19 protein-coding genes are annotated in these 21,906 nt (G+C 68.0%); 4 read left to right on the top strand and 15 right to left on the bottom strand.

What is annotated here, in order from left to right; all coding sequences use genetic code 11:
- Window positions 1–69: 69 nt before the first annotated feature.
- The 8 genes from Q9K23_RS22150 to lepA form a co-directional block, all read right to left on the bottom strand.
- Complete coding sequence (locus Q9K23_RS22150; protein WP_020792788.1) at window positions 70–1,065, bottom strand: TOBE-like domain-containing protein; 996 nt, start codon at window positions 1,063–1,065, stop codon at window positions 70–72.
- Window position 1,066: 1 nt separating this feature from the next.
- Window positions 1,067–1,996 (bottom strand): sulfate ABC transporter permease subunit CysW, encoded by a 930-nt coding sequence (gene cysW, locus Q9K23_RS22145; RefSeq protein ID WP_020792786.1) that lies wholly within the window; start codon window positions 1,994–1,996, stop codon window positions 1,067–1,069.
- Window positions 1,993–2,874 (bottom strand): sulfate ABC transporter permease subunit CysT, encoded by an 882-nt coding sequence (cysT, locus tag Q9K23_RS22140; protein WP_020792784.1) that lies wholly within the window; start codon window positions 2,872–2,874, stop codon window positions 1,993–1,995. Before cysT ends, cysW begins: the two co-directional genes overlap by 4 nt.
- Entirely contained in the window at window positions 2,871–3,986 is a 1,116-nt protein-coding gene (locus Q9K23_RS22135; protein WP_053777586.1) for a sulfate ABC transporter substrate-binding protein, read from the bottom strand. Before Q9K23_RS22135 ends, cysT begins: the two co-directional genes overlap by 4 nt.
- Before the next feature lie 211 nt (window positions 3,987–4,197).
- Complete coding sequence (locus Q9K23_RS22130; protein ID WP_053777620.1) at window positions 4,198–4,404, bottom strand: hypothetical protein; 207 nt, start codon at window positions 4,402–4,404, stop codon at window positions 4,198–4,200.
- Between the two features lie 183 nt (window positions 4,405–4,587).
- On the bottom strand, window positions 4,588–5,496 hold the full coding sequence (locus tag Q9K23_RS22125; RefSeq protein WP_020792782.1) for a cation diffusion facilitator family transporter: 909 nt from the start codon (window positions 5,494–5,496) through the stop codon (window positions 4,588–4,590).
- A 41-nt stretch (window positions 5,497–5,537) separates the two neighbouring features.
- The gene (locus Q9K23_RS22120) at window positions 5,538–7,610 is read right to left on the bottom strand and encodes a M3 family metallopeptidase (protein WP_053777587.1); all 2,073 of its coding nucleotides are present in this window, start codon (window positions 7,608–7,610) and stop codon (window positions 5,538–5,540) included.
- Window positions 7,610–9,517 (bottom strand): translation elongation factor 4, encoded by a 1,908-nt coding sequence (lepA, locus tag Q9K23_RS22115; RefSeq protein ID WP_152972788.1) that lies wholly within the window; start codon window positions 9,515–9,517, stop codon window positions 7,610–7,612. The genes Q9K23_RS22120 and lepA overlap by 1 nt, the downstream gene beginning before the upstream one ends.
- A 74-nt stretch (window positions 9,518–9,591) precedes the next feature.
- Here lepA and Q9K23_RS22110 point away from each other — a divergent pair, with 74 nt between their 5' ends.
- Together Q9K23_RS22110 and Q9K23_RS22105 are read left to right on the top strand one after the other, a co-directional pair.
- Window positions 9,592–10,239, top strand: a complete 648-nt coding sequence (locus tag Q9K23_RS22110) for an alpha/beta family hydrolase (RefSeq protein WP_053777589.1) — start codon at window positions 9,592–9,594, stop codon at window positions 10,237–10,239.
- Window positions 10,236–10,670, top strand: coding sequence for a type II toxin-antitoxin system PemK/MazF family toxin (locus tag Q9K23_RS22105; protein WP_053777590.1), 435 nt, complete (start codon window positions 10,236–10,238; stop codon window positions 10,668–10,670). The genes Q9K23_RS22110 and Q9K23_RS22105 overlap by 4 nt, the downstream gene beginning before the upstream one ends.
- Window positions 10,671–10,689: 19 nt before the next feature.
- Here the strand turns inward: Q9K23_RS22105 and Q9K23_RS22100 are convergent, their stop codons facing one another.
- The 4 genes from Q9K23_RS22100 to Q9K23_RS22085 form a co-directional block, all read right to left on the bottom strand.
- Window positions 10,690–11,538 carry a transglutaminase family protein gene (locus tag Q9K23_RS22100; protein ID WP_053777591.1) on the bottom strand — a complete coding sequence of 283 codons (849 nt, stop codon included), beginning with the start codon at window positions 11,536–11,538 and terminating at the stop codon, window positions 10,690–10,692.
- The gene (locus Q9K23_RS22095) at window positions 11,535–12,518 is read right to left on the bottom strand and encodes an alpha-E domain-containing protein (RefSeq protein ID WP_020791015.1); all 984 of its coding nucleotides are present in this window, start codon (window positions 12,516–12,518) and stop codon (window positions 11,535–11,537) included. The genes Q9K23_RS22100 and Q9K23_RS22095 overlap by 4 nt, the downstream gene beginning before the upstream one ends.
- Complete coding sequence (locus tag Q9K23_RS22090; protein WP_020791018.1) at window positions 12,515–14,302, bottom strand: circularly permuted type 2 ATP-grasp protein; 1,788 nt, start codon at window positions 14,300–14,302, stop codon at window positions 12,515–12,517. Before Q9K23_RS22090 ends, Q9K23_RS22095 begins: the two co-directional genes overlap by 4 nt.
- A gap of 174 nt (window positions 14,303–14,476) precedes the next feature.
- Window positions 14,477–15,643 (bottom strand): hypothetical protein, encoded by a 1,167-nt coding sequence (locus Q9K23_RS22085; protein WP_053777594.1) that lies wholly within the window; start codon window positions 15,641–15,643, stop codon window positions 14,477–14,479.
- Window positions 15,644–15,987: 344 nt separating this feature from the next.
- On the opposite strand from Q9K23_RS22085, the gene rpsT reads away from it, so the two are divergent.
- On the top strand, window positions 15,988–16,248 hold the full coding sequence (gene rpsT, locus Q9K23_RS22080) for a 30S ribosomal protein S20 (protein WP_020792205.1): 261 nt from the start codon (window positions 15,988–15,990) through the stop codon (window positions 16,246–16,248).
- A gap of 200 nt (window positions 16,249–16,448) precedes the next feature.
- Here rpsT and holA read toward each other — a convergent pair whose 3' ends face one another.
- The 3 genes from holA to Q9K23_RS22065 all read right to left on the bottom strand — a co-directional run bounded on the left by holA (window position 16,449) and on the right by Q9K23_RS22065 (window position 20,349).
- Window positions 16,449–17,420 carry a DNA polymerase III subunit delta gene (holA, locus tag Q9K23_RS22075; protein ID WP_020792204.1) on the bottom strand — a complete coding sequence of 324 codons (972 nt, stop codon included), beginning with the start codon at window positions 17,418–17,420 and terminating at the stop codon, window positions 16,449–16,451.
- Between the two features lie 449 nt (window positions 17,421–17,869).
- Window positions 17,870–19,351: a ComEC/Rec2 family competence protein gene (locus Q9K23_RS22070; RefSeq protein WP_305950282.1), complete on the bottom strand. Its 1,482-nt coding sequence runs from the start codon at window positions 19,349–19,351 to the stop codon at window positions 17,870–17,872.
- Between the two features lie 5 nt (window positions 19,352–19,356).
- The gene (locus Q9K23_RS22065) at window positions 19,357–20,349 is read right to left on the bottom strand and encodes a ComEA family DNA-binding protein (RefSeq protein ID WP_053776613.1); all 993 of its coding nucleotides are present in this window, start codon (window positions 20,347–20,349) and stop codon (window positions 19,357–19,359) included.
- 184 nt (window positions 20,350–20,533) lie between these two features.
- Here Q9K23_RS22065 and Q9K23_RS22060 point away from each other — a divergent pair, with 184 nt between their 5' ends.
- The gene (locus tag Q9K23_RS22060; RefSeq protein ID WP_053776614.1) at window positions 20,534–21,697 is read left to right on the top strand and encodes a TerD family protein; all 1,164 of its coding nucleotides are present in this window, start codon (window positions 20,534–20,536) and stop codon (window positions 21,695–21,697) included.
- The last annotated feature ends 209 nt before the right edge of the window (window positions 21,698–21,906 follow it).

Raw genomic sequence — 21,906 nt, 5'->3', positions numbered from 1 at the left:
GCACCGTCACGCCGGAACGCAGCCACCTCCGAGGTGCTCACCTTCCAACGTGACGCGCAGACAACACCGTCATGCTTCGGTGAGTGCGGCCACCTTGGTCGCGCGGGCGTAGACGGTCTCCCCTGCCTGCAGGTTGAGGGCGTTCTGGTCGCCCCGGGTGATCTCGGCGGCGAATTCCTCGCCCGATGCGGACGCGATGAGCTCGACCCGGGTCTCGAATCCGAGGTTCACGACGCGCTGCACGGTCGCCTTGAGCACACCGGTGTCGAGCGATGCATCGGTGGACGGCGATGCCATCTCCGGGGTGCGGCCGAGCCGGATGTCGTGCGGGCGCACCAGATCACCGTTGAGCCGCACCGTCGAACCGAGGAACGAGGCGACGAAGGTGTTGGTCGGGCGGTCGTAGAGGTCGTCAGGTGTACCGATCTGCTCGATCCGACCCTTGTTGAGCACCGCGATGCGGTCGCTGACGTCGAGCGCCTCCTGCTGGTCGTGGGTGACCAGCACAGTGGTGACGTGCACTTCCTCGTGCAGACGACGCAGCCAGCGGCGCAGGTCGTCACGGACCTTCGCATCCAACGCGCCGAACGGTTCGTCGAGCAGCAGCACCTTGGGGTCGACGGCGAGTGCCCGGGCCAGCGCCATCCGCTGTCGCTGACCACCCGACAGCTGAGCCGGGAACCGCTTCTGGAAGACGGTGAGCCCGACGACGTCGAGCAGCTCGTCGACCTTGGCGTCGATCTCCTTCTTGGGCCGCTTGCGGATCTTGAGGCCGAAGGCGATGTTGTCGCGCACGGTCAGATGTTTGAACGCGGCGTAGTGCTGGAACACGAACCCGATGTCGCGCTTCTGCGGCGACTTGCGGGACACGTCGTCGTCGTCGATCAGCACGGTGCCCGAGTCCAGGGTGTCGAGCCCGGCGATCGCACGCAGCAGTGTGGACTTGCCCGAGCCGGAGGGGCCGAGCAGCGAGGTGAGCTGTCCGTCCGGGATGTCGATGGAGACGTTGTCGAGGGCGGCGAAGTCGCCATAGCGCTTGTTCGCGCCGATCACCTTGATGGACATGTCACACGCCTTCCTTGTGCTGGTGGACGAGCTGCTTGGCATCGACGGGTTCGGGACCATGCGGCGGGGTGAGGTCGGGTTCGACGAGTTCGACGTCGCCCGAGGTGGATTCGCTGGCGTCGGCCAGACGTGACTTGGCACGCCGTTCGATCAGCGACATGAGGATCAGCACCACGATGGCGACGAACATCAGCAGGGTCGCCGCGGCGTAGGCGCCGAATTCGTTGTAGTCGTCGGTGTATCGGGAATGGACCAACAGTGTCAGGGTCTGCGAGATACCCGGATAGTTCGACGACACCATGGTGACCGCGCCGTACTCGCCGAGTGAGCGGGCCACGGTGAGGACGACGCCGTAGGTCAGACCCCAGCGGATGGCCGGCAGGGTGACCCGCCAGAACACCTGCCACGCATTGGCTCCGAGGGTTGCCGCGGCCTCTTCCTGTTCGGTGCCGATCTCGCGGAGCACCGGCTCCACCTCACGGGCGACGAACGGCAGGGTGACGAACAGCGTCGCGAGCACCATGCCGGGGAATCCGAAGATCACCCGGAAGCCCAGGCTCTCGATGCCCCCGAACCAGCCGCCGTAGCCCCACAGCAGGATCAGCGCGACACCGGCGACCACCGGCGACACCGCGAACGGCAGGTCGACGACGGCCTGGAGCAGCCCCTTGCCGGGGAACTTGCCGCGGGCCAGCGCCAGGGCGGTGACCACACCGAACACCACGTTCAGCGGCACCACGATGACGACGATCAGCAGGCTCATCTGCAGGGCGGAGATCGCCGCGGGGGTGGTGATCCACTCCCAGAACTGCACGATGCCGTGTTCGAACGACCGGTAGAAGATGGTGCCGACGGGCACGATCAGCAGGATGAACAGGTAGACGAGTGCGATCGTGCGCAGCCCGTACTTGGTCAGTGGCGAAACCTTCATCGGTCGGCGTCCTCTCGCTTGGACTGCCACCGGCCCGCGACCCGCAGGACGAGCAGTGTCACGAACGCGATCAGTAGCAGGACCACCGAGATCGCGGCCGCGTCGACCGGGGCGTCGATCTCGATCTGCTGCTGGATGTACTGCGATGCCACCTGGGTGTCACCGGGGATGTTGCCACCGATCAGCACCACCGAACCGAACTCGCCGATGGCCCGGGTGAACGCCAGGCCGGCTCCGGTGAGGATGGCCGGCAGCAGCGACGGCATCACGATCTTGCGGAAGATCGTGAGGTTCTTGGCGCCGAGTACCGCCGCGGCCTCCTCGACGTCGACGTCGAGTTCGATGAGCACCGGCTGCACCTGCCGCACCACGAACGGGAGGGTGACGAAGGTCAGGGCGATCACCAGCGCCGGCTTGGTGGCGTTGAGCTGGATGTCGATGGGACTGTTGGGCCCGTACAGCGACAGCAGCACGAGGCTGGCGACGATGGTGGGCAGCGCGAACGGCAGATCGATGATCGCGTTGACGAACCCCTTGCCGGGGAACTCGTCTCGAACCAGCACCCAGGCGATCAGGGTGCCGAACACGACGTTGATCAGTGCCGCGATCACCGAGACGAGCACGGTGATCCACAGGGTGTCGAGGGCTGCGGGTGCGGTGACCGCATCCCAGAAGCCGCTCCACCCGTCGTCGAAGGACTGCACGGTGATCGCGGCGAGCGGCAGCAGCACGATGATGCTGAGCCACAGCCAGGCGATACCGATGGTCGCCGGGCTGACGCCGGCGAAGGTGCGCGAGCGTCCGAGGAATCCGCCCGGTGGGCGGGAATCGGGAACCGGCGTCGCGGTTGCCGACGTCGTCGAATCGACCGAGGTCACTGCCTACCCCCTGCGTCGTAGATCTTGGTGATGGCGCCCTTCTTGCCGAAGAGCGCTTCGTCGACGGCCTTCCAGCCGGTCAGGTCCTTGCCGTCATTGTCCTCGGCGGTGCCCTCACCGAGGACCTTGCCGAGTTCGTTGATGGTCCACAGCTTCTCGATGTCACCCGGGAACAGGTCACGGGTCTGCTCGATGATGGCCGGGTCGACGGGGCGGAAGCCCTGCTCGGCCCAGATCCGCTGTGCCTGCGGGGTGAACAGGTAGTCCACGAACGACCGGGCTCCGGCCAGATCGTCGGAGGTGTTCACCACCGCCACCGGGTTCTCGATCTTGAAGGTCTGCGGCGGGATCACATACTCGACCTGGCTGTTCGCACCGGCGGTCGCATTGGCCCGATCGAGCATGATCGCCTCGTTCTCGTAGCTGATCAGCACGTCGCCCTGGCCCTGCTCGAAGGCCGTGGTGGCCTCGCGACCGGACTTGGGCACCACCTTGATGTGGTCGCGCACCAGTTCGGAGATGTAGTCGAGGCCGGCCTGGGAGTTGCGGCCACCGTCGCTGAGTGCGGCATACGGTGCCAGCAGGTTCCACTTGGCGGAGCCGGAACTGCCCGGGTTGGGGGTCACCACCTGCACACCCGGCTTCAGCAGGTCGGCCCAGTCGTGGATGTTCTTCGGGTTGCCCTTGCGGACCACCAGTGCGACCACCGAACCGAACGGGGTGCTGTTGTTGGGTGCCTGTTTCTTCCAGTCCTTGTCGACCAGACCGGCCTTCACCAGACGGGTGATGTCGGGTTCGACCGAGAAGTTCACCACGTCGGCGGGAACTCGGCGGGCGACCTTGCGGGACTGGTCACCGGAGGCGCCGTAGGACACCGAGAAACCGATGTCGTGGCCTTCCGGGGTGGCGCGGAACGCCGGGATGATCTCGTCGTAACCGGTCTTGGGAACTGCGTAGGCGACCAGATCGAGGTGCCGACTGCCGCTGGAGATATCCACTCCACCGGGTTCGTCGGTCGATCCGCCTCCACAGCCCGCGACGAGCACCATCGCCAGTGCCAACAAACACACCAGTACGGGGGTGCCGCGTCGCGTGACGGGGCCAGCGCTCACTGCTTCCTCCAGGGCTCAGCGGGGGCCGGTCGAAAGGGCTGCGACCGGCGGGGACCGGATAAAACTAACAACCGCTGAGCCTGCCGATCGCCACCGGAAAACCGGGTCTGGAGTTACGCAGGGCGACGTGCTATCGGGTCAACAGCCACGCCAGGAGAACCAGAATGATGAGCGCCAGCAGCGCCATGGTCACGCGTGAACGGATCACGTCCTACAAACCCTTTCCGTCGTCGTCGGCGAACCGTCGACGATCGATCACCGACATCACGCCATCGACCAGCAGATTCAGCACGATCGCGACCGCGATGGCCAGTGGGACCACCACGATCAGCGTGACCAGCAGCTGAGGGACGAACGACAGTCCGGTGAGCCATTCCTCGACGCCGTCCCACCACGCGAGCACGCCGTCCACAGCCATCACCTCGTCCACTCCGGTCGCCACCGGACTTCAATTCAGCGTGATTCGAACTGGTCTCCCGAGCGCTCCAGGTCGAGCGACGCCGGAGGCGAGTCCGTGCCCATGGTATCGCCCGCGCCGAGCCGAAGAATTCCGCCACCACCACCGCGCCGGGCCAGGCACTGTGCGCCCGGCCGGCCGGGTTCAGTCCAGTCGCCAGTTCTCGTAGGAGCGCGCATCCTCGATCGGTTCGACGTGGATGGTGGGCCGGATGTGGTCGAGGCGGGCGGCGAGGGCGGTCTCGACCTCTTCGGCGAGGTCGTGGCCGCGGGCCACCGACCAGTCCCCCGGCACCAGCATGTGGAACTGGATGAACCGTTCGTGCGCCGATTCGCGGGTGCGCACGTCGTGGAATCGCACGTCGCCGTCGGCGAAGCCGGCCAGTACCTCGTCGATCGCGGCGCGGTCGTCAGCGGGCATCGCCGCATCCATCAGACCGGCCGCCGACCGCCACATCACCCGGCCCCCGACGACGAGGATGTTGATCGCCACCGCGATCGCGACCAGCGCATCCAACGGCAGCCATCCGGTGAGTGCGACGAGTGCCACCCCCACCACCACCCCCGCCGACGTCCACACATCGGCCATCAGGTGTTTGCCATCGGCCTGCAGGGTCAGCGACCGGTGACGGTTTCCGGCCCGCAACAACACCAACGCGACCGCGCCGTTCACCGCCGCGGCGACCAGCGAGATGATCAGGCCGAGGCCGATCCGTTCGAGTTCCTGCGGATGCAGCAACCGGTCCACTGCACTCACGATGATCGCGATCGCCGCGATGATGATCAGCACACCCTCGAACACCGCCGAGAAGTACTCGGCTTTGGAGTGGCCGAAGTTGTGTCCCGCATCGGCCGGGCGCGCGGCCACCCGCAATGCGAGGAAGGCAGCAATCGCCGCGGCAAGGTTGACCAGGGATTCCGCGGCATCCGACAGCAGACCCACCGACCCCGACACCTGCCAGGCCGCGACCTTCAGCACGATGGTCGCGAGCGCGGCCGCGATGCTCAGCAACGCGAAACGGGACAGGTCCGGACGTTCGTCGACGACGGTCACCCGACCATCAGATCACACCGCGGTCCGTGCGGCCGGTCGTCTCAACCCAGTGCCTCGACCAGTCCACGACGCCGCATCAGCGGTTCGATCCCCGGCTGTCGTCCGATCAGCTTCTCGTGCGCGACAAGCGGATCCACGCTGTCTCCGCGGGACAGTGTGGCATCGGCGAATCGTCGCCCGCTGTCCCGCCGCAGCCCGCCCTCGGCCAGGAACCACTGCTCGGTCTCGGCGTCGAGCACCTCCGACCAGATGTAGGAGTAGTAGCCGGCCGAGTAGCCGCCACCGAAGATGTGGTTGAAGTACGCACTGCGATACCGCGGCGGGATGAGTGCGGTACCCACCCCGGCGGCACGCAGCGCGTCGGCCTCGAACGCCGCGACGTCGGTGACGGCGCCCGCCGCCTCGGTCGACAGCCGATGCCAGGCCAGGTCGAGGGCGGATGCGGCGAGGTACTCGATGGTGCCGTGTGCGGTGTCGGCACCGGCGTTGGCGCGGGCTGCCTCGGCCAGTTCGGCCGGGATCGGTGCGCCGGTCTCGTGGTGACGGGCGTAGTGCGCCAGCACCTGCGGGTGCAGCGCCCACATCTCGTTGACCTGGGACGGGAACTCGACGAAGTCGCGCGGCACCGAAGTGCCCGACTGGGACGGATAGGCCACCGCCGACAGCAACCCGTGCAGGGCATGCCCGAACTCGTGGAACAGCGTGGTGAGCTGGTCGATCGAGAGCAGGCACGGCTCACCGGCGTCGGGTTTGGTCAGGTTGAGCACGTTGACGATGATCGGCGCGGTGGCGAGCACCGCCGACTGGTCGACGATGTTGTTCATCCACGCCCCGCCGCGCTTGGACGGCCGCGCGAAATAGTCACCGAGGAACAATCCGATGCTGGTCCCGGCCTCGTCGAAGACCTCCCACACCCGGACGTCGGGATGGTAGGCGTGCAGGTCGGGGCGTTCGGTGAAACTCAGCCCGTACAGGGCGCCTGCCGCGTAGAACACGCCGTCGGTGATGACGGTGTCGAGTTCGCAGTAGTCGGTGAACGCCTCGAGCGACACCTCCGACTGTGAACGTCGTTGCCGTGTCAGCCAATAGGTGACGTCGGCGGCGCCGATGCCTGCGCCGGCCCCCTGGCTGCCCGCGAACTCCGAGATAGCGGCCAGTTCCCGTTCCCCGGCGCGCATCGCCGATCCGATGAGCTCGCCGAGCAACTCGTCGACGGCGGCCGGACTCGGGGCGGTCTGTTCGGCGATCACGTACTCGGCGTGGTCGCGGTAGCCGAGCAGTTCGGCCCGCCGTGCCCGCAGCCGGACGATCTCGAGCACCATCTCCCGCGTGTCGAACTCGTTGTCCCGCGAGCACCGGTGCACCGACGCGTCGAAGACTCGCCGGCGGGTGGCCGGGTCGTTCAGTTCGGTGAGCACCGACTGGCTGGTCGGCAGTTCCAGGGTGATCAGGTGACCTGTGTCGTGGCCGGCCTCGGCGGCCGCACGCCGGGCCGCGGCGATCTCCGCGGCACCGAGGCCGTCGAGGGCCGCGGCGTCGTCGACGAGTACCGCCGAGGCGTTCGTGTCGTCGAGGATCCGCTGCGAGAAGGTGGTGGTCAGGTAGGCCAGCCGGGAGGAGATGGTGCGCATCTCCTGCTGTCCTGCGTCGTCGAGACCCGCGCCCGCGCGCACCGCCTCCCGGTAGCGGGTGTCGAGCAACCGCCGCCGGTCCTCGGTGAGGTCGAGGGTGTCAGCAGCATCGTGCAGCGTCGAGATCCGCTGGAACAGACCCTGATTCATCGCGATGGTGTTCGCATGGTCGGTCAGCAGGGTGGACAGTTCCTGCGAGATCTCGTTGCGCCGCGGGTTGGTGTCGGGCCCGACGAGATTGAAGAAGACACCCGCTGCCCGCGCCAGATCGCGGCCCGACAGTTCGAGCGCCTCGATCGTGTTGGCGAAGGTCGGCGGCTCCGGGTTGTCGGCGATCGCCGACACCTCGCCGAGCTGCGTGGCCGTCGCCGCGGCGAACGCGGGCAGGAAGTCGTCGTCCGAGATCGACGCGAAGTCCGGGAGCCCATGAGGCAGATCACTCTGTGCGAGAACAGGATTCACGTTCGATTCGGCAGACGCCATTACTTCCCCTTCGGTTTGTCACCCGCCGAGTCGGTCGAGAGTGCCGCCACGAAGGCCTCCTGCGGCACCTCGACCCGCCCGATGGTCTTCATCCGCTTCTTGCCTTCCTTCTGCTTCTCGAGCAGCTTGCGCTTACGGCTGATGTCACCGCCGTAGCACTTCGCGAGCACGTCCTTGCGGATCGCCCGGATGTTCTCGCGCGCAATGATCTTCGATCCGATCGCGGCCTGCACCGGAACCTCGAACTGCTGGCGCGGGATCAGCTCCTTGAGCTTGGTGGCCATCTTGTTGCCGTAGCCGTAGGCCGCGTCGCGGTGCACGATGGCACTGAATGCGTCGACGGCCTCTCCCTGCAACAGGATGTCGACCTTGACCAGATCGGCCTCCTGCTCGCCGGCCTCCTCGTAGTCGAGGCTGGCGTAGCCGCGGGTGCGGGACTTCAGCGAATCGAAGAAGTCGAAGATGATCTCGGCCATCGGCATCGTGTAGCGCATCTCCACACGGGTCTCCGACAGGTAGTCCATGCCGCCGAGTTCGCCGCGGCGGGTCTGGCACAGCTCCATGATCGCCCCGATGAACTCGCTGGGCGCGATGATGGTGGTCTTGACGATCGGCTCGAAGATGTTGCGGGCCTTGCCGTCCGGCCAATCCGACGGGTTGGTGACGATATACTCGGTGCCGTCCTCCATCACCACGCGGTAGACCACGTTGGGTGCGGTGGAGATCAGGTCCAGGCCGAACTCGCGCTCGAGCCGCTCCCGGGTGATCTCCATGTGCAGCAGACCGAGGAAGCCGCAGCGGAAACCGAAGCCCAGCGCCACCGACGTCTCCGGCTCGTAGGTCAGTGCGGCGTCGTTGAGCTGCAGCTTGTCCAGTGCGTCACGCAGCACCGGGTAGTCCGAGCCGTCCAGCGGATACAGGCCGGAGTACACCATCGGGCGCGGTTCGCGGTAGCCCGTCAGCGGTACGGTCGCACCGTTGCGGGCCGCGGTGACGGTGTCACCGACCTTGGACTGGCGCACATCCTTCACGCCGGTGATCAGATAGCCCACCTCGCCCACGCCGAGCCCCTTGGACGGCTTGGGTTCGGGCGAGACGATGCCCACCTCGAGCAGCTCGTGCGTGGCGCCGGTGGACATCATCGCGATCTTCTCGCGCGGGACGATCTTGCCGTCGACGACGCGGACGTAGGTCACCACACCGCGGTAGGTGTCATAGACCGAGTCGAAGATCATCGCGCGGGCCGGGGCGTCGGGATCGCCGACCGGGGCCGGGATCTGCCGGATCACCTCGTCGAGCAGCGCCGGCACACCCACACCGGTCTTGCCCGACACCCGCAACACGTCGTCGGGTTCGCAGCCGATGATGTGCGCGATCTCCCCGGCGTAGCGGTCCGGGTCGGCGGCGGGCAGGTCGATCTTGTTGAGCACCGGGATGATGGTGAGGTCGTTCTCCATCGCCAGGTACAGGTTCGCCAGGGTCTGCGCCTCGATGCCCTGTGCGGCGTCGACGAGCAGCACCGCACCCTCACACGCCTCGAGCGCACGAGACACCTCGTAGGTGAAGTCGACGTGCCCGGGGGTGTCGATCAGGTGCAGGACGTACTTGTCGTCGCCCACCGTCCACGGCAGCCGCACGTTCTGCGCCTTGATGGTGATGCCGCGCTCACGCTCGATGTCCATCCGGTCGAGGTACTGCGCACGCATCTGCCGCTCCTCGACGACGCCGGTGAGCTGCAGCATCCGGTCGGCCAAGGTGGACTTGCCGTGATCGATGTGCGCGATGATGCAGAAGTTCCGGATCTGCGCGGGATCGGTGAACGTGGTGTCGGCGAAGCTGGAAATCGGGATCGGCTCCTGGTTGGCGCGCCCGGCGGCACGACAGGCGAGGTGGGTGTTTCCCTCCAGTTTGTCATGTCGCCCCGTCCGGGCACCGGGCAGCGGCTCCGATCAGGCCCGGGCGGGGCCTACGCTTGCTGTCCATGACGGTCTCGCCCTTCACCGCCGACGGTGTCGTCGCCGATGTGCACCGCCCCCACACCGACCCGATCGGGCTGGTCGTGCTCGCCCACGGCGCCGGCGGCAACCGCGACGCGAAGATCCTGCACGCCTATGCCGACGAGTTCTGCGGGCGCGGATTCGTCGTCGCCCGCATCGACCTGCCGTACCGGCAACGCCACCCCAAGGGGCCGCCGAGTCCGTCGACCGCCCCCGCCGACCGGGACGGTATCCGGGCGGCCGTCGCGGCGCTGCGCGGTGAGGCCGACGGCCCCCTCGTGGTCGGCGGTCACTCCTATGGCGGCCGCCAGGTGTCGATGGTGATCGGCGAGGACGGGGGTGGCGCCGACCTGCTCCTGCTCAGCAGCTACCCGCTGCACCCGCCGGGCAAACCGGAACGGGCACGCATCGAGCATCTGCCCGACATCACCGTGCCGACCGTCGTGGTGCACGGTTCCAACGACCCGTTCGCCACCACCGACGAGATCACCGAGGCCCTCACGCTGATCCCGGCACCGACCCGGCTCGTCGAGATCGACAAGGGCGGCCACGACCTCAAACCCGACCGCAAACCCACCGCACCGGAGGCCGCCGACGCGGTCACCGCCCTGCTCGCCGGAGAGCCCTCATGACCCGTCCCACGCCCCGGCACGCCCCGCGTCGCGCCGCCACCGCCGACCTCGCCCGGCGGGTGCTCTACACGCCGCGACTCGACGGCGACGCCGATCCCGGGGAGATAGTGTGGACCTGGGTGCCCTTCGAGGACGACCCGTCCCAGGGCAAGGACCGGCCGGTGCTCGTCGTCGGACGCGACCCCCGTGACGACGATCCCGATCACGTGCTCGGACTGATGCTCTCGAGCAAGGGGCACCGGCGCGACGACGAGAACTGGATGTCGCTGGGTGCCGGTGCGTGGGATTCCGAGCAGCGGGAGAGCTTCATCCGCCTCGACCGCGTGCTGGTGATCGACGACGACGCGATCCGACGCGAGGGCGCGATCCTCGACGAGTCGCGGTTCGCCGTCGTCGCCGCCGAACTGCGGGGCCACTACGGCTGGCAGTGACGCCCACCGAGCCGGCGGTTCAGGCCAGGCGGGTGATCTCCACGACGACGTCGAGGTCGCTGGCCTGCCCGCCGGTGTAGATGCCCTTGAGCGGCGAGACATCCGAGTAGTCGCGGCCCACACCCACCGACACGTGCTGTTCGGTGATCGGGGTGGCATTGGTGGGGTCATAGCCCCACCAGGCGCCGGTCCAGGCCTCGATCCAGGCGTGGCTCTGCCCCTCGACGGTCTTGTCGATCTCGGCGTTCGGCTTGGGATGCAGATAGCCCGACACGTAGCGGGAGGGAATCCCCAGCCCGCGCAACATCAGCAGGGTCAGGTGCGCATAGTCCTGACAGACACCCTTGCGCTCGTTCCACGCGTCGACCGCGGTGGTGTGCACCCCGGTGGTGCCGGGTACGTACTCCATCTCCTCGTTCACGAACCCGCAGACCGCCTCGACCGCCGCCTCCGGATCGAGGCCCTTGGCCAGCCGCCGGGCGGTGGCCACCAACGACCGGTTCTTGGGGACATAGGCGGTGTTGGAGAGCATCTCGTCGTAGCGGTCCTCGACCGCCTCGGTGCGGATCCCGTCCCAGTCGCGCGCGCGTTCGGGGCCGGGCCGCTCCCCCGGCTCGGTCTCCACCACCGACATCCCCGACACCTCGAGTTCCTCGTGCGGGGCGTGCAGGTCGAAGGCGGTGACCGCGGTACCCCAGTAGTCGGTGTAGCGGTAGGAGCGGGTGGCCGGCACGGTCTCGACACGATTGACGATCACGTTCTGCCGGTTGTCGCTGCGCGGCGTCAGCCGGGCCTCGTTGTAAGACGAGGTGACCGGGCTCAGGTAGGCAAAGCCCGTCGAATGCACGACCCTCAGTCGCCAGCTCACAGTTCACTCTCCTCGATGACATGCTCCTCGCCGTTGCTGACCCGGGCGTCGGCCCACGACACATACGGCGAGACATGGAAGTACTGGGCGGTGACCGCCTCGTTGACCGACCGGCAGGTGTCCTGCAGGTCGAGCAACCGTTCCTGCAGACCGTCGAGCAGATCGCCGGGTTCGAGGAACTCCAGCGAGCTGCGGGCCCGCCCGAGCAGCAGCAGCGCCTCGGCCTGGGCACCGGTGCGGCTCGGCCCCTTCTCCAGTTCGGCGAGATTCTGCTCGGCCACCCGCAGGGCGTGGAACACCGACCGCGGGAACAACCGGTCCAGAAGCATGAACTCGACGATGTTCTGGGCGTTGATCACGCCGCGGTAGGTGCGCAGGAAGGTGTCGTGGGCGCCGGCCGACACCAGCACGTTGACCCACGCCGGCGAGCCGGAACGGTCACCGGCACGGGCCAGCAGCATGCGGATGGTCATGTCGACGCGTTCCACCGAACGGCCCAGCAGCAGATAGCGGTAGCCGTCGTCGTGGCTGAGGGTGGCGTCGGCGAGACCGGCGAACATCGCCGCCCGGTTCTTCACGTACGAGAGGAACTCGTGCGGACCCAGTCGGCGCGAACGCCGTTCGGCGTCGCCGAGCCCGTTGTAGGTGGTGTTCAGGCACTCCCACATCTCGCTGGAGGTGACCTCGCGTGCGCCGCGGGCGTTCTCGCGGGCCGACCCGATCAGGTCGACGATCGACCCCACCGAATCCGGGTCGTAGGCAACGCGTTCGGTGAGTGACCACACGTCCAGCGTCGCACCGGGTTCGGGCGGGGTGAGGCCGAGCACCTGGATCACCAGACGCACCAGGCCGTCGGCGTTGGCGGTGGTGTCCTCGAGCAGCTGGTGGATCGAGACGTCCAGAATGCGCGCCATGTCGTCGGCGCGCTCTACGTAGCGGCCGATCCAGTACAGCGATTCGGCGTTGCGGGCCAACATCATTGGTTTGTACCTCCCACATCTGACATGCCACCGCCGACCTGGCCCTGCTGCTGTTGCTGGGTCTGGGTGTGCAGCGGATCGGGGGCGCTCTCGGCGGGCCGGGCCGCGGCCACACCGCTCTTGGTGACGACCTTGGTGCCGCTCATCTCCCGTTCCTCCGGCGAACTGCGCGAGGCCAGCACCCAGGTGTCCTTGGAACCGCCGCCCTGGCTGGAGTTCACCACCAGCGACCCCTCGGGCAGGGCGACGCGGGTCAGGCCGCCGGGCAGCACCCACACCGACTCGCCGTCGTTGACCGCGAACGGCCGGAGGTCGACGTGGCGGGGGCTGAGATAGTCGCCGGCCTTGGTCGGCACCGTCGACAACTGCACCACCGGCTGGGCGATCCAGCCGCGCGGATCGTTGCGGACCTTGCGGGCGAGGGTGTCGAGCTCGGCCTTGGTGGCCTCCGGCCCGAAGACGATGCCGTATCCGCCCGATCCCTCCACCGGCTTGACGACGAGTTCGTCGATGCGGTCGAGGACCTCCTCGCATTCTTCGGGCAACCAGCACCGCAGGGTGTCGACGTTGGCGATGATCGGCTTCTCGCCGAGGTAGTAGTCGATGATCTCGGGCACATAGGTGTAGATCAGCTTGTCGTCACCGACACCGTTGCCGACCGCCGAGGAGATCACGACGTTGCCGGCGCGGGCGGCGTTGAGCAGCCCGGCCACACCGAGCATCGAGTCCGGCCGGAACTGCATCGGATCGAGGAAGTCGTCGTCGATCCGCCGGTAGATCACGTCGACGCGCTGCTCCCCCTCGGTGGTGCGCATGTAGACGACGTTGTCGCGGCAGAACAGATCTCGGCCCTCGACGAGCTCCACGCCCATCAGCCGGGCGAGCAGGGAGTGTTCGAAGTAGGCCGAGTTGGCCACACCCGGGGTGAGCACCACGATGTTCGGATCGGCCTCGTTGAACGCCGCCGAGGCCCGCAGTGCGCGCAGCAGATGACTCGGATAGTCGGCGACCGCCCGAACCCGATGCGAGGAGAACAGATCCGGGAAGACGCGCGCCATGGTGCGGCGATTCTCCATCACGTACGACACACCCGACGGTGACCGCAGATTGTCCTCGAGGACCCGGAAGTCGCCGTTGGCATCCCGGATCAGGTCGATGCCCGCGACGTGGATACGAACTCCGTTGGGCGGCCGGATGTTTGCCGCCTGACGGTGAAAGTGCTCACACGAGTGGACAAGTCGCTTCGGCAGCACACCGTCGCGCAGGATCTCCTGCTCGCCGTAGATGTCGTCGAGGAACAACTCGAGGGCCTGCACCCGCTGGGTGATACCGGATTCCAGCTTGGTCCATTCCGACGACGAGATCACCCGTGGCACAACGTCCAACGGGAACGGACGCTCCTTGCCCGACAACGAGAAGGTGATGCCCTGATCGATGAACGCCCGCCCGAGGGCGTCGATCCGGGCATCGATGTCCGAGCGCTCGGATTCGGCCATCACCTTGAAGATGCCCTTGTACGCCGACCGGACATCACCGTCGTTGTCGAACATCTCGTCAAAGGCGCGGCCGAATGATCTCGCATCCTCGTAGCCGGCGAAAATACCGGTGTCCGTGGGCTTTACGGAGACCTTTGCCGATTTCGACCTGGCCGTGCGGACATTCGATTTCGCCTTGCCCTCGGCTTTCACCGCGCCCTCGGTCTTCGCCGCAGCCTTGGTGGTGGCCTTCGTGGGGCTGGATTTGCGCGCCTTCTTCGCAGGCACATTCGTCGACGCGGGACTCATAACCTGACATGGTGCTACAAAACCGTCAGTTCGGCACGACGGTCGGCAATTGCGTTCGCCACTACCGGTTCACCGACCATGCCACCGACTGTTCACCAACAGTGCCACCGACTGTGTACCGACCGTGCCCACCGCCTGGTCACCGGCGGCGGGCACCCCGGGCGATCCGCCCCGCTACGAGCCCTGGTCGAGGCCCATCGAGCGGCGCACGGCCAGCGCCTTGCGCCGGGCCCGGCGCACCACGTTCATCGCCCGCGTCCGCGGCCCCGGTCCCCGTCTGGGCATCGGCATCGTCTTGACGAGTTCGGCGAGGGTCTCGAGTGCCACATCGAGCACTTCCTCGGTGGTGGGCTCGACGTGGCTGTCGGTGTCCTCGCGTGGCACCCGCAGGTCGTCGAGGCTGCCCACCACCTGGTAGCCGGCCGAGGTGACCGCGTTGACCATCACGTCGGCCTGATCGGCCGCCCACAACCGTTGCGCCGGGGACAGACCCTGCGGGACGCCCTCCCGATCCTTGAACAGGATCTGGCCGATCAGCTCTCCCTTGACGACGCGCTCATAGCGTTCCCAGGCGATGTCGTCGGGTTGCAACCGCAGGTTCAGCGCACGCAGGAACTCGGTCTGGGGCGCCGACAACGACGAGTTGAGACCGGGCACCGGGATGGTGAGCGCGGCCGGGTCCACACCGAGGACGTGCAGGAAGCGTTCCCACAGGCCGTCGCCGGGCACCCCGCGGGTGCGCGGGACGGTCACCACGTGCACATGGTCGGCGCCGACGACGTGCGCCCAGCGCCGCAGGATCCCGACGTGGTCCTGGAACTCCCAGAACGGCTCCTCGTCGGGCAGCAGTCCCCCGACCGACAGCGACAGCTGACCGTCGACCGGCCGGGTGTGCACCCGCACCGAATCGACGAACTCGCCGAACGACGCCCGCCGCTGGTTCTTCACGTTCTCCTGCCACACCGACGGGAGCTGCCGTCCGAGATCGCGGACCGTGGCCACCACGTGCACCTCGTCGGCGAAGGAGAGATCGCCGACGAGCTTGGCGATGTGCTCCTCGGTGGCCGTGGCGAACAGCTCGTGGGAGATCAGGGAGGTCTGCGGCCACGCCTGCATCTGGGCGACCAGCGTCGGCCAGGCATGGTCGAAGGCCGGGTCCACCCAGTCGAGGTATCGCTCGGGCTGCAGGTGCACCGCCGCATGGAAGTGGTCGGAGATGACATTGCCGGGATAGAGGAGCCCGGATTCCCGCAGCGCGAGGTCGCGGTTGCGCCACAGCCGATCCTGCAGATGAGTGGTTCCGGTCTTGGGCAACCCGACGTGGACGTAAACGGCAGACATGATGACTGCAGAGCCTAGGGGACGGACCTGACAGTTCGATCGGGACGGTATCGTTGCGGTGCGATCGGTTGCCGGCACTGCCCCGACCTCCCGCCCGAACCCCCGATCCGGGTACCGTTCTGCCGGGATTTGGGGCGCTACGTGTCCGGCTGGTAAACTCGATCGCTGTCGCAGCGTCGGTCGTGATCACCCTCGGGGGTCGCCGTCGGAGCTGCTCAGGAGCAGTCCCGACCGAGTCGGCGCCCCACACACCCACGGCGACGTGGGTGGCGGGTTGTCCGGGCGAGACCACCCGACAACCGCACGAGAAGACATTCCCGAACAGACAGACGAGGTATATACGCGTGGCTAACATCAAGTCGCAGGTCAAGCGCAACCGCACCAACGAGATCCGCCGTCAGCGCAACCAGTCGATCAAGTCGTCGCTGCGCACCGCGGTCCGTGGCTTCCGCGAGGCCGTCGACGCCGGTGACAAGGACAAGGCCGGCGAGCTGCTGGCCAGCACCAGCCGCAAGCTCGACAAGGCTGCCAGCAAGGGCATCATCCACGCCAACCAGGCCGCCAACAAGAAGTCGGCGATGGCCCTGGCGCTGAACAAGCTCTGAGCCTTCTGACTCTTCCGGGTTCACACCTCCCGACCGGTCGCCTCGCGCGATCGGTCGGCGGCTCCCGCCTTCGGCGGTCCTGAGCCGGTGATCCCAGCACTCACCCCGGTGACGCCACGCGGTCACCGGGGTGAACTGCGTTCCCAGGTGGGATGGTCGGGCGGAGCCACCGTGACGGGCGTATGCCCGCCACGCGGTTCTCACCCCGCCCGGCGACGTCCCGCCGGCCGCAGCTCGGCCACCTTCGACACCGCACTGACCAATGCGAAATCGGCGTCGGCGGCTTGGCCTTTCACGTCCCCGTTGAGACCGGCGACCACCACGACGGCCTGCGCGATCGACGCCGAATCCCACGCCTTCGCCTGCGTCTGGACCTTCTGCACCCGCTTCGGCGGCATACCCAGTTCGGATGCCGCCGACGCCGCCCCGACGTTGCCCATCGCACGTACCCGGGCGATCGAGTGGACCGCCTCGGCGAGCGCATCGGCGAGCAGCACCCGCGCCACGCCATGGTGCAGCGCCCACGCCAGTGACTCCAGCGCCCCGGCACGATCGCCCGCGACGGCGCGGTCGGCGACCTCGAAGCCGGTGACCTCGGGGCGTCCCTGGTAGTAGAGGCGGACCTTCTCCTCGGTGACCTTGCCACCGGTGTCGGCGACGAGCTGGGCGCACGCTGCGGCCAGTTCACGGAGCTGTGCACCGACGGATTCGACGACGAGTTCCACGATGTCGTTGGACGCTCTCACCCCGAGTTGCCGGAACTCGTTGCGGACAAAGGTCATCCGCTCCGACGGCCATCGGGGCGTTTCGCAGGAGTGCTCGGCGGCTCCGGCCTTGCGCAGATCCGACACCATCGACTTGGCGCGTCCGCCACCGGTGTGGATCACCATCAGGGTCACACCGTCGGGCAATGCGGCGGCGGTCTCGGAGATGAGGGCAGCCGGGGCCTTACCCGCCTCGGCAGCTGCCTCGACCACCACGATCCGTTCCTCGGCGAACAGGGACGGGCTGAGCAGCTCGGCGATCTCCGGGCCGGTGACGTCACCGGCGCGCACCCGGGTCACCGGGACGTCGGTGCCACTGGCCTCCGACCGCTCGGTGGCCACCGCATCGATCACCCGCCCGGTCAGAAAGTCGTCGTCCCCCAGCAGCAGATGCAGACGTTCGCTCACGCGTCCATGCTGCCAGGTGGCACCGACAGCCGGTTCTCGGGTCGGTGGTGATCACCCCGACGACAGAGCCAACCACGTCGACCACCAACCCACCACGATGATTGAGCCGACATAACCCCGCAGACTTCGAACCCAGCACGATGATTGAGCCGACGAGGAGCGCAGCGACAAGTCGAGTCGAAATCTCCGCGAGCCGAGATCGCCAACGCGACCACCCCGAACATCATCACCACCACGATGATTGAGCCGACGAGGAGCGCAGCGACAAGTCGAGTCGAAATCTCCGCAGACCGAACCCGCCAACGCGACCACCCCCGACGCAACCAGCACCAGCACCACCACCACCACGATGATTGAGCCGACGAGGAGCGCAGCGACAAGTCGAGTCGAAATCTCCGCAGGCCGAACTCGCCGACGCGACCACCTCCGACGTAACCACCTCAACACGGTCACCGTTGTCCCTCGACGACGCGGCGACGCAGCCACACGGTCCCCGCGCCGACGACCAGCGTCACCCCGCCGACGAGCACCGCACCCACCCAGCCGTCGGGCACCGAGATCTGCGCCCACTCCCACGACCCGAGATGCCGGGCGCAGAAGATCATCCACCACATCTCCGCCGACAACGACCGGATCAACAGCTCCGCCACCACCACCGACCACCCGCCGGACGGCCCGAGCGCCGCGAGCACCGCCGCCCCGGTCCCGACGATCCCGATCACCCCGACCACCGGCGCCACCGCCACGTTCGCGATCACCGACACCACCGAGAACGTGCCGAACCCGAGTGCGATCAACGGGGCGGTCACCACCTGCGCGGCGATCGCCATGGCCAGCACCTCCGCCAACCCCGGCGGCACCCACCACGAACGGAGCACATCCCGCACCGACGGCGACAACATCACCAGGCCCGCGGTCGCCGCCACCGACAACGCGAACCCCGGGGCACGCGCGAGTTCGGGCCACCACAGCACTCCCCCGATCACCGCCGCCCCCAACGCCGGCAACGCCTGCGAACGGCGCGCCGTCACCAGCGCCAGCAACCCGATCACCCCCATCATCGCCGCCCGCAACACACTCGGCGTCGGCCGCACCACCACGACGAAACCCAGGATCACCAGCACCCCGCACACCGCCACCACCTTCGGTGGCGCACCGAGCAACCGGATCAGCCCGATCACCGCACCACACACGATCGCGAAGTTGGCCCCACTGACCGCGGTCAGGTGACTCAGCCCGGCTGCGCGGAAGTCGTCCTCGAGGTCCGGGGCGAGCGCGCTGTCGTCGCCGAGTACCAGACCCGGGAACAGCCCTGCGGCGTCGGCTGGGAGCGACCGTGAGGTGGCCTGCTGCAGCCGATCCCGGATGTGCGTCGCCGCCCGTTGCAACGGTGGCGGCCGCCCCAGCAGGCGGGGTTGCCCGGATGCGGTCAGCCGCGCGACGACGAGTCCCGGCATCGGTGCCGCCCGAATCGACACCAGTGCGCGGACGTGTTGTCCCGGGGACAGCGCGCTCCATGTCTCGGTGGCGATCACCTCCACCGGGGCCGGCCGGACGGTGCGGGATCCGATCGCGCCGATGTCGGCCCGGATCCGTACCCGTCCCCCGCCTGCGGGTCCGAAGTCCACCGGGTCCTCACGCACGGTCACCACCACGGTGGCCTTCCCCCGCATGTCCCGCAGCGGATGGGCGTCACGGACCTCGAGCCGCAATGCCATGGCGGCCGCACACGTGGCGGCCATCGCGGCGCCCACCACGATGGGACCGGCGAACTCCCAGCGCAGCAGCCCTTTCCGCTGCGCGATGAGGGTGGCGGCACCGATGACGAACGCGCCCACCGCGATGACGGCGGCAGTCGTCGGCGACACACCGAGGCAGATCGCGGTGATCACCCACACCACCAGGGCCGGAAGTGCCAGGCGCAGATCCACCGACGTCAGACCGTGACCAGCGACCGGAGTTTCGCCAGTCGTGCCGGGCCGATCCCGTCGACCTCCCCCAACTGATCGACCGACCCGAACCTCCCGTTGCGCGTTCGCCACTCGATGATCGCCTGCGCCGTCACCGGACCCACTCCCGGCAATGCGTCGAGTTGTTCGGCGGTGGCGGTGTTCAGGTCGACCAACCCCGATGCCGGTGCGGCGCCGCCAGTTCCAGGCGACGCCGCGCCGCCCGAACCCCCAGACGCACCCGGGGCGGCTGCACCTGCGGTGGCGACGACGGTGCTGCGCAACGACATCTGCCCCTCACCACCGGCATATCCGACGAGCACCTGGTCTCCGTCGTGGACGATCTGGGCCAGGTTCAGCGAGACCGTGTCGGCGCCGGTCCGTGCACCGCCCGCCGCCGCGATCGCCTCGGCGACACGGGAGTTCGGCGGCAACCTCACCAGACCCGGTTTGTGGACGAGTCCGACCACGCTCACCACCACCTCGGTCGCCGGCGTCGCGGGCGGCACCGCAGGTTGGCCTGCCCCCGACGCCCCGTCGCCGCTCGGCACCGCCCCGCTCGGTATGGCCCCGCTCGATGCCGCCGCCGTCGGACCCGCTGCGGGAAACTCCACCAGCGGCGCCGACTCCGATTCACCGAACAGGCCGTAAGCGGCCACCGCACAGGCGATCACACCGATCAGGATGATCGCGATCGCACCCGGTGGTGCCACCGCGAATCGCCGACGCGGGCGGTGACCGGGGTCGTCGTCGGGGTCGGCATCGGCATCGTCGTCGAGGTCGTCGATGTCGAAGTCGGATGCCGAGGTGTCGAGCCACGCCGGGATGGCGGCCGGCGACCAGCCCGGATCGGGCGCCTGGTCGGCATCGTCGGCGTCGTCGGGGTCATCGACCGGCACCGGAGCCGGCAGTGGAGACAGCCGGTCCAGCCCCGACGCTCGGCGCGGGCCGGATCGTGCTGTCCGAGAGGTCTCGCTCATGCGGCCACGGTAGGTTCCCCGGGGACCGATTCCGACAGGCTCGGTCGAGGTCGAGGCCGATCTGTGGACCGTGACGGTTCTGTGGACAAGAGCTCGGTCGGTTCCGATGGCCGATGCCGTTCACGCAGCGTAATCGGCGCGCCGACGCCGGGTTCGGTGCGTTTCGGCACGGTAGGCTGCCCCCGTGAGCGCACTCATCAAAGGCCAGAACGGTCCGCTGACGTCCCCCGAGATCATCGTCGACGTGGAGTTCGCGGCGCTCGCAGACGTGTCGGCCCTGCTGGTGACCGATCAGGCGGTGGTGCGCAACGACGCCGACTTCGTCTTCTACAACCAGCCGAGCGGACCGGGCGTCGACCTGCGGCCCGGCCCCGGACGACTGGGCCGTCTGCACATCAGCACCGGACGAATCCCTGCCGAGATCGCCGCCGTCCGCACGGTTCTCACCCTCGACGACGCCGGGCTGACCTTCGGTGGGTTCCCCGCACCCACCGCCCGGCTGCTCGACCAGAACGGGACCGAGCTGTACTCGTTCGCCATCGACGGACTCTCGAGCGAGTCGGTGGTGGTCGCCGTCGAGGTCTACCGACGCAACCGGGAATGGAAGGTCCGTGCCATCGGGCAGGGATACGCCGGCGGTTTCGCCGAGCTGGTCCGCGACCACGGGGTGAGCGTCGACGACGAACCCGCACCGCCCCAACCGATGCCATCCCAGCCGGCGCCACCCCAGCCGATGTCACCGCCGGATGCGCCGACGCCTGCCGCGCCACCGGCCCCGGAGATCAGTCTCAGCAAGGCCCGCCCGGTGAACCTGACCAAGGGCCAGCGGGTGGTGCTGCGCAAGGACGGTGGCGTCCCGCTCACCGACATCACCATGGGCCTCGGCTGGGACCCGGCCCGCGGCGGCCGGATCGACCTGGACGCCTCGGTGCTGATGTACTCCGGCGGCGAGTGTGTGGAGATCGTCTGCTTCTACCACCTGCGCAGCCAGGACGGCTCCATCGTGCACTCCGGGGACAACCTCACCGGCCGTGGTGACGGCGACGACGAAACCATCTCGCTGGCACTGCAACGGATTCCACCCCACATCGACAGACTCGGCTTCACCGTCACCTCGTTCATGGGGCAGTCGTTCAAATCGGTGCGCAACGCCTACTGCCGCCTGGTGGACGCCACCACCGGCGCCGAACTCGCCCGCTACACCCTCAACGAGAAGGTGCCGTACACCGCGATGCTGATGGCCGTCATCGACCGGCAGAACGGTGAATGGAAGCTGCGGGCCGTCGGCGAGGGATTCCGGGCCCGGACACCGAAGAAGGCCGCCAAGCAGGCGCGGCAGTTCCTCTGATGCAGCGCCCGGTCGACGAGAAGTGGCGCCCGATCAACGAGAAGTAGCGCCCGGTCGACGAGAAGTGGCGCCCGATCAACGAGAAGTAGCGCCCGATCAACGAGAAGTAGCGCCCGATCAACGAGAAGTAGCGCCCGGTCAACGAGAAGTAGCGCCCGGTCAACGCAACGAGGCGCCCGGTCAACGGGATTCGGGCCGGTCGGATCGCG

Source organism: Gordonia sp. NB41Y (assembly GCF_030718915.1).
Taxonomy (GTDB): Bacteria; Actinomycetota; Actinomycetes; order Mycobacteriales; family Mycobacteriaceae; genus Gordonia; species Gordonia desulfuricans.
Note: the sequence above shows the minus strand (reverse complement) of the source record. Positions and strands in the feature narration are given on the sequence as shown.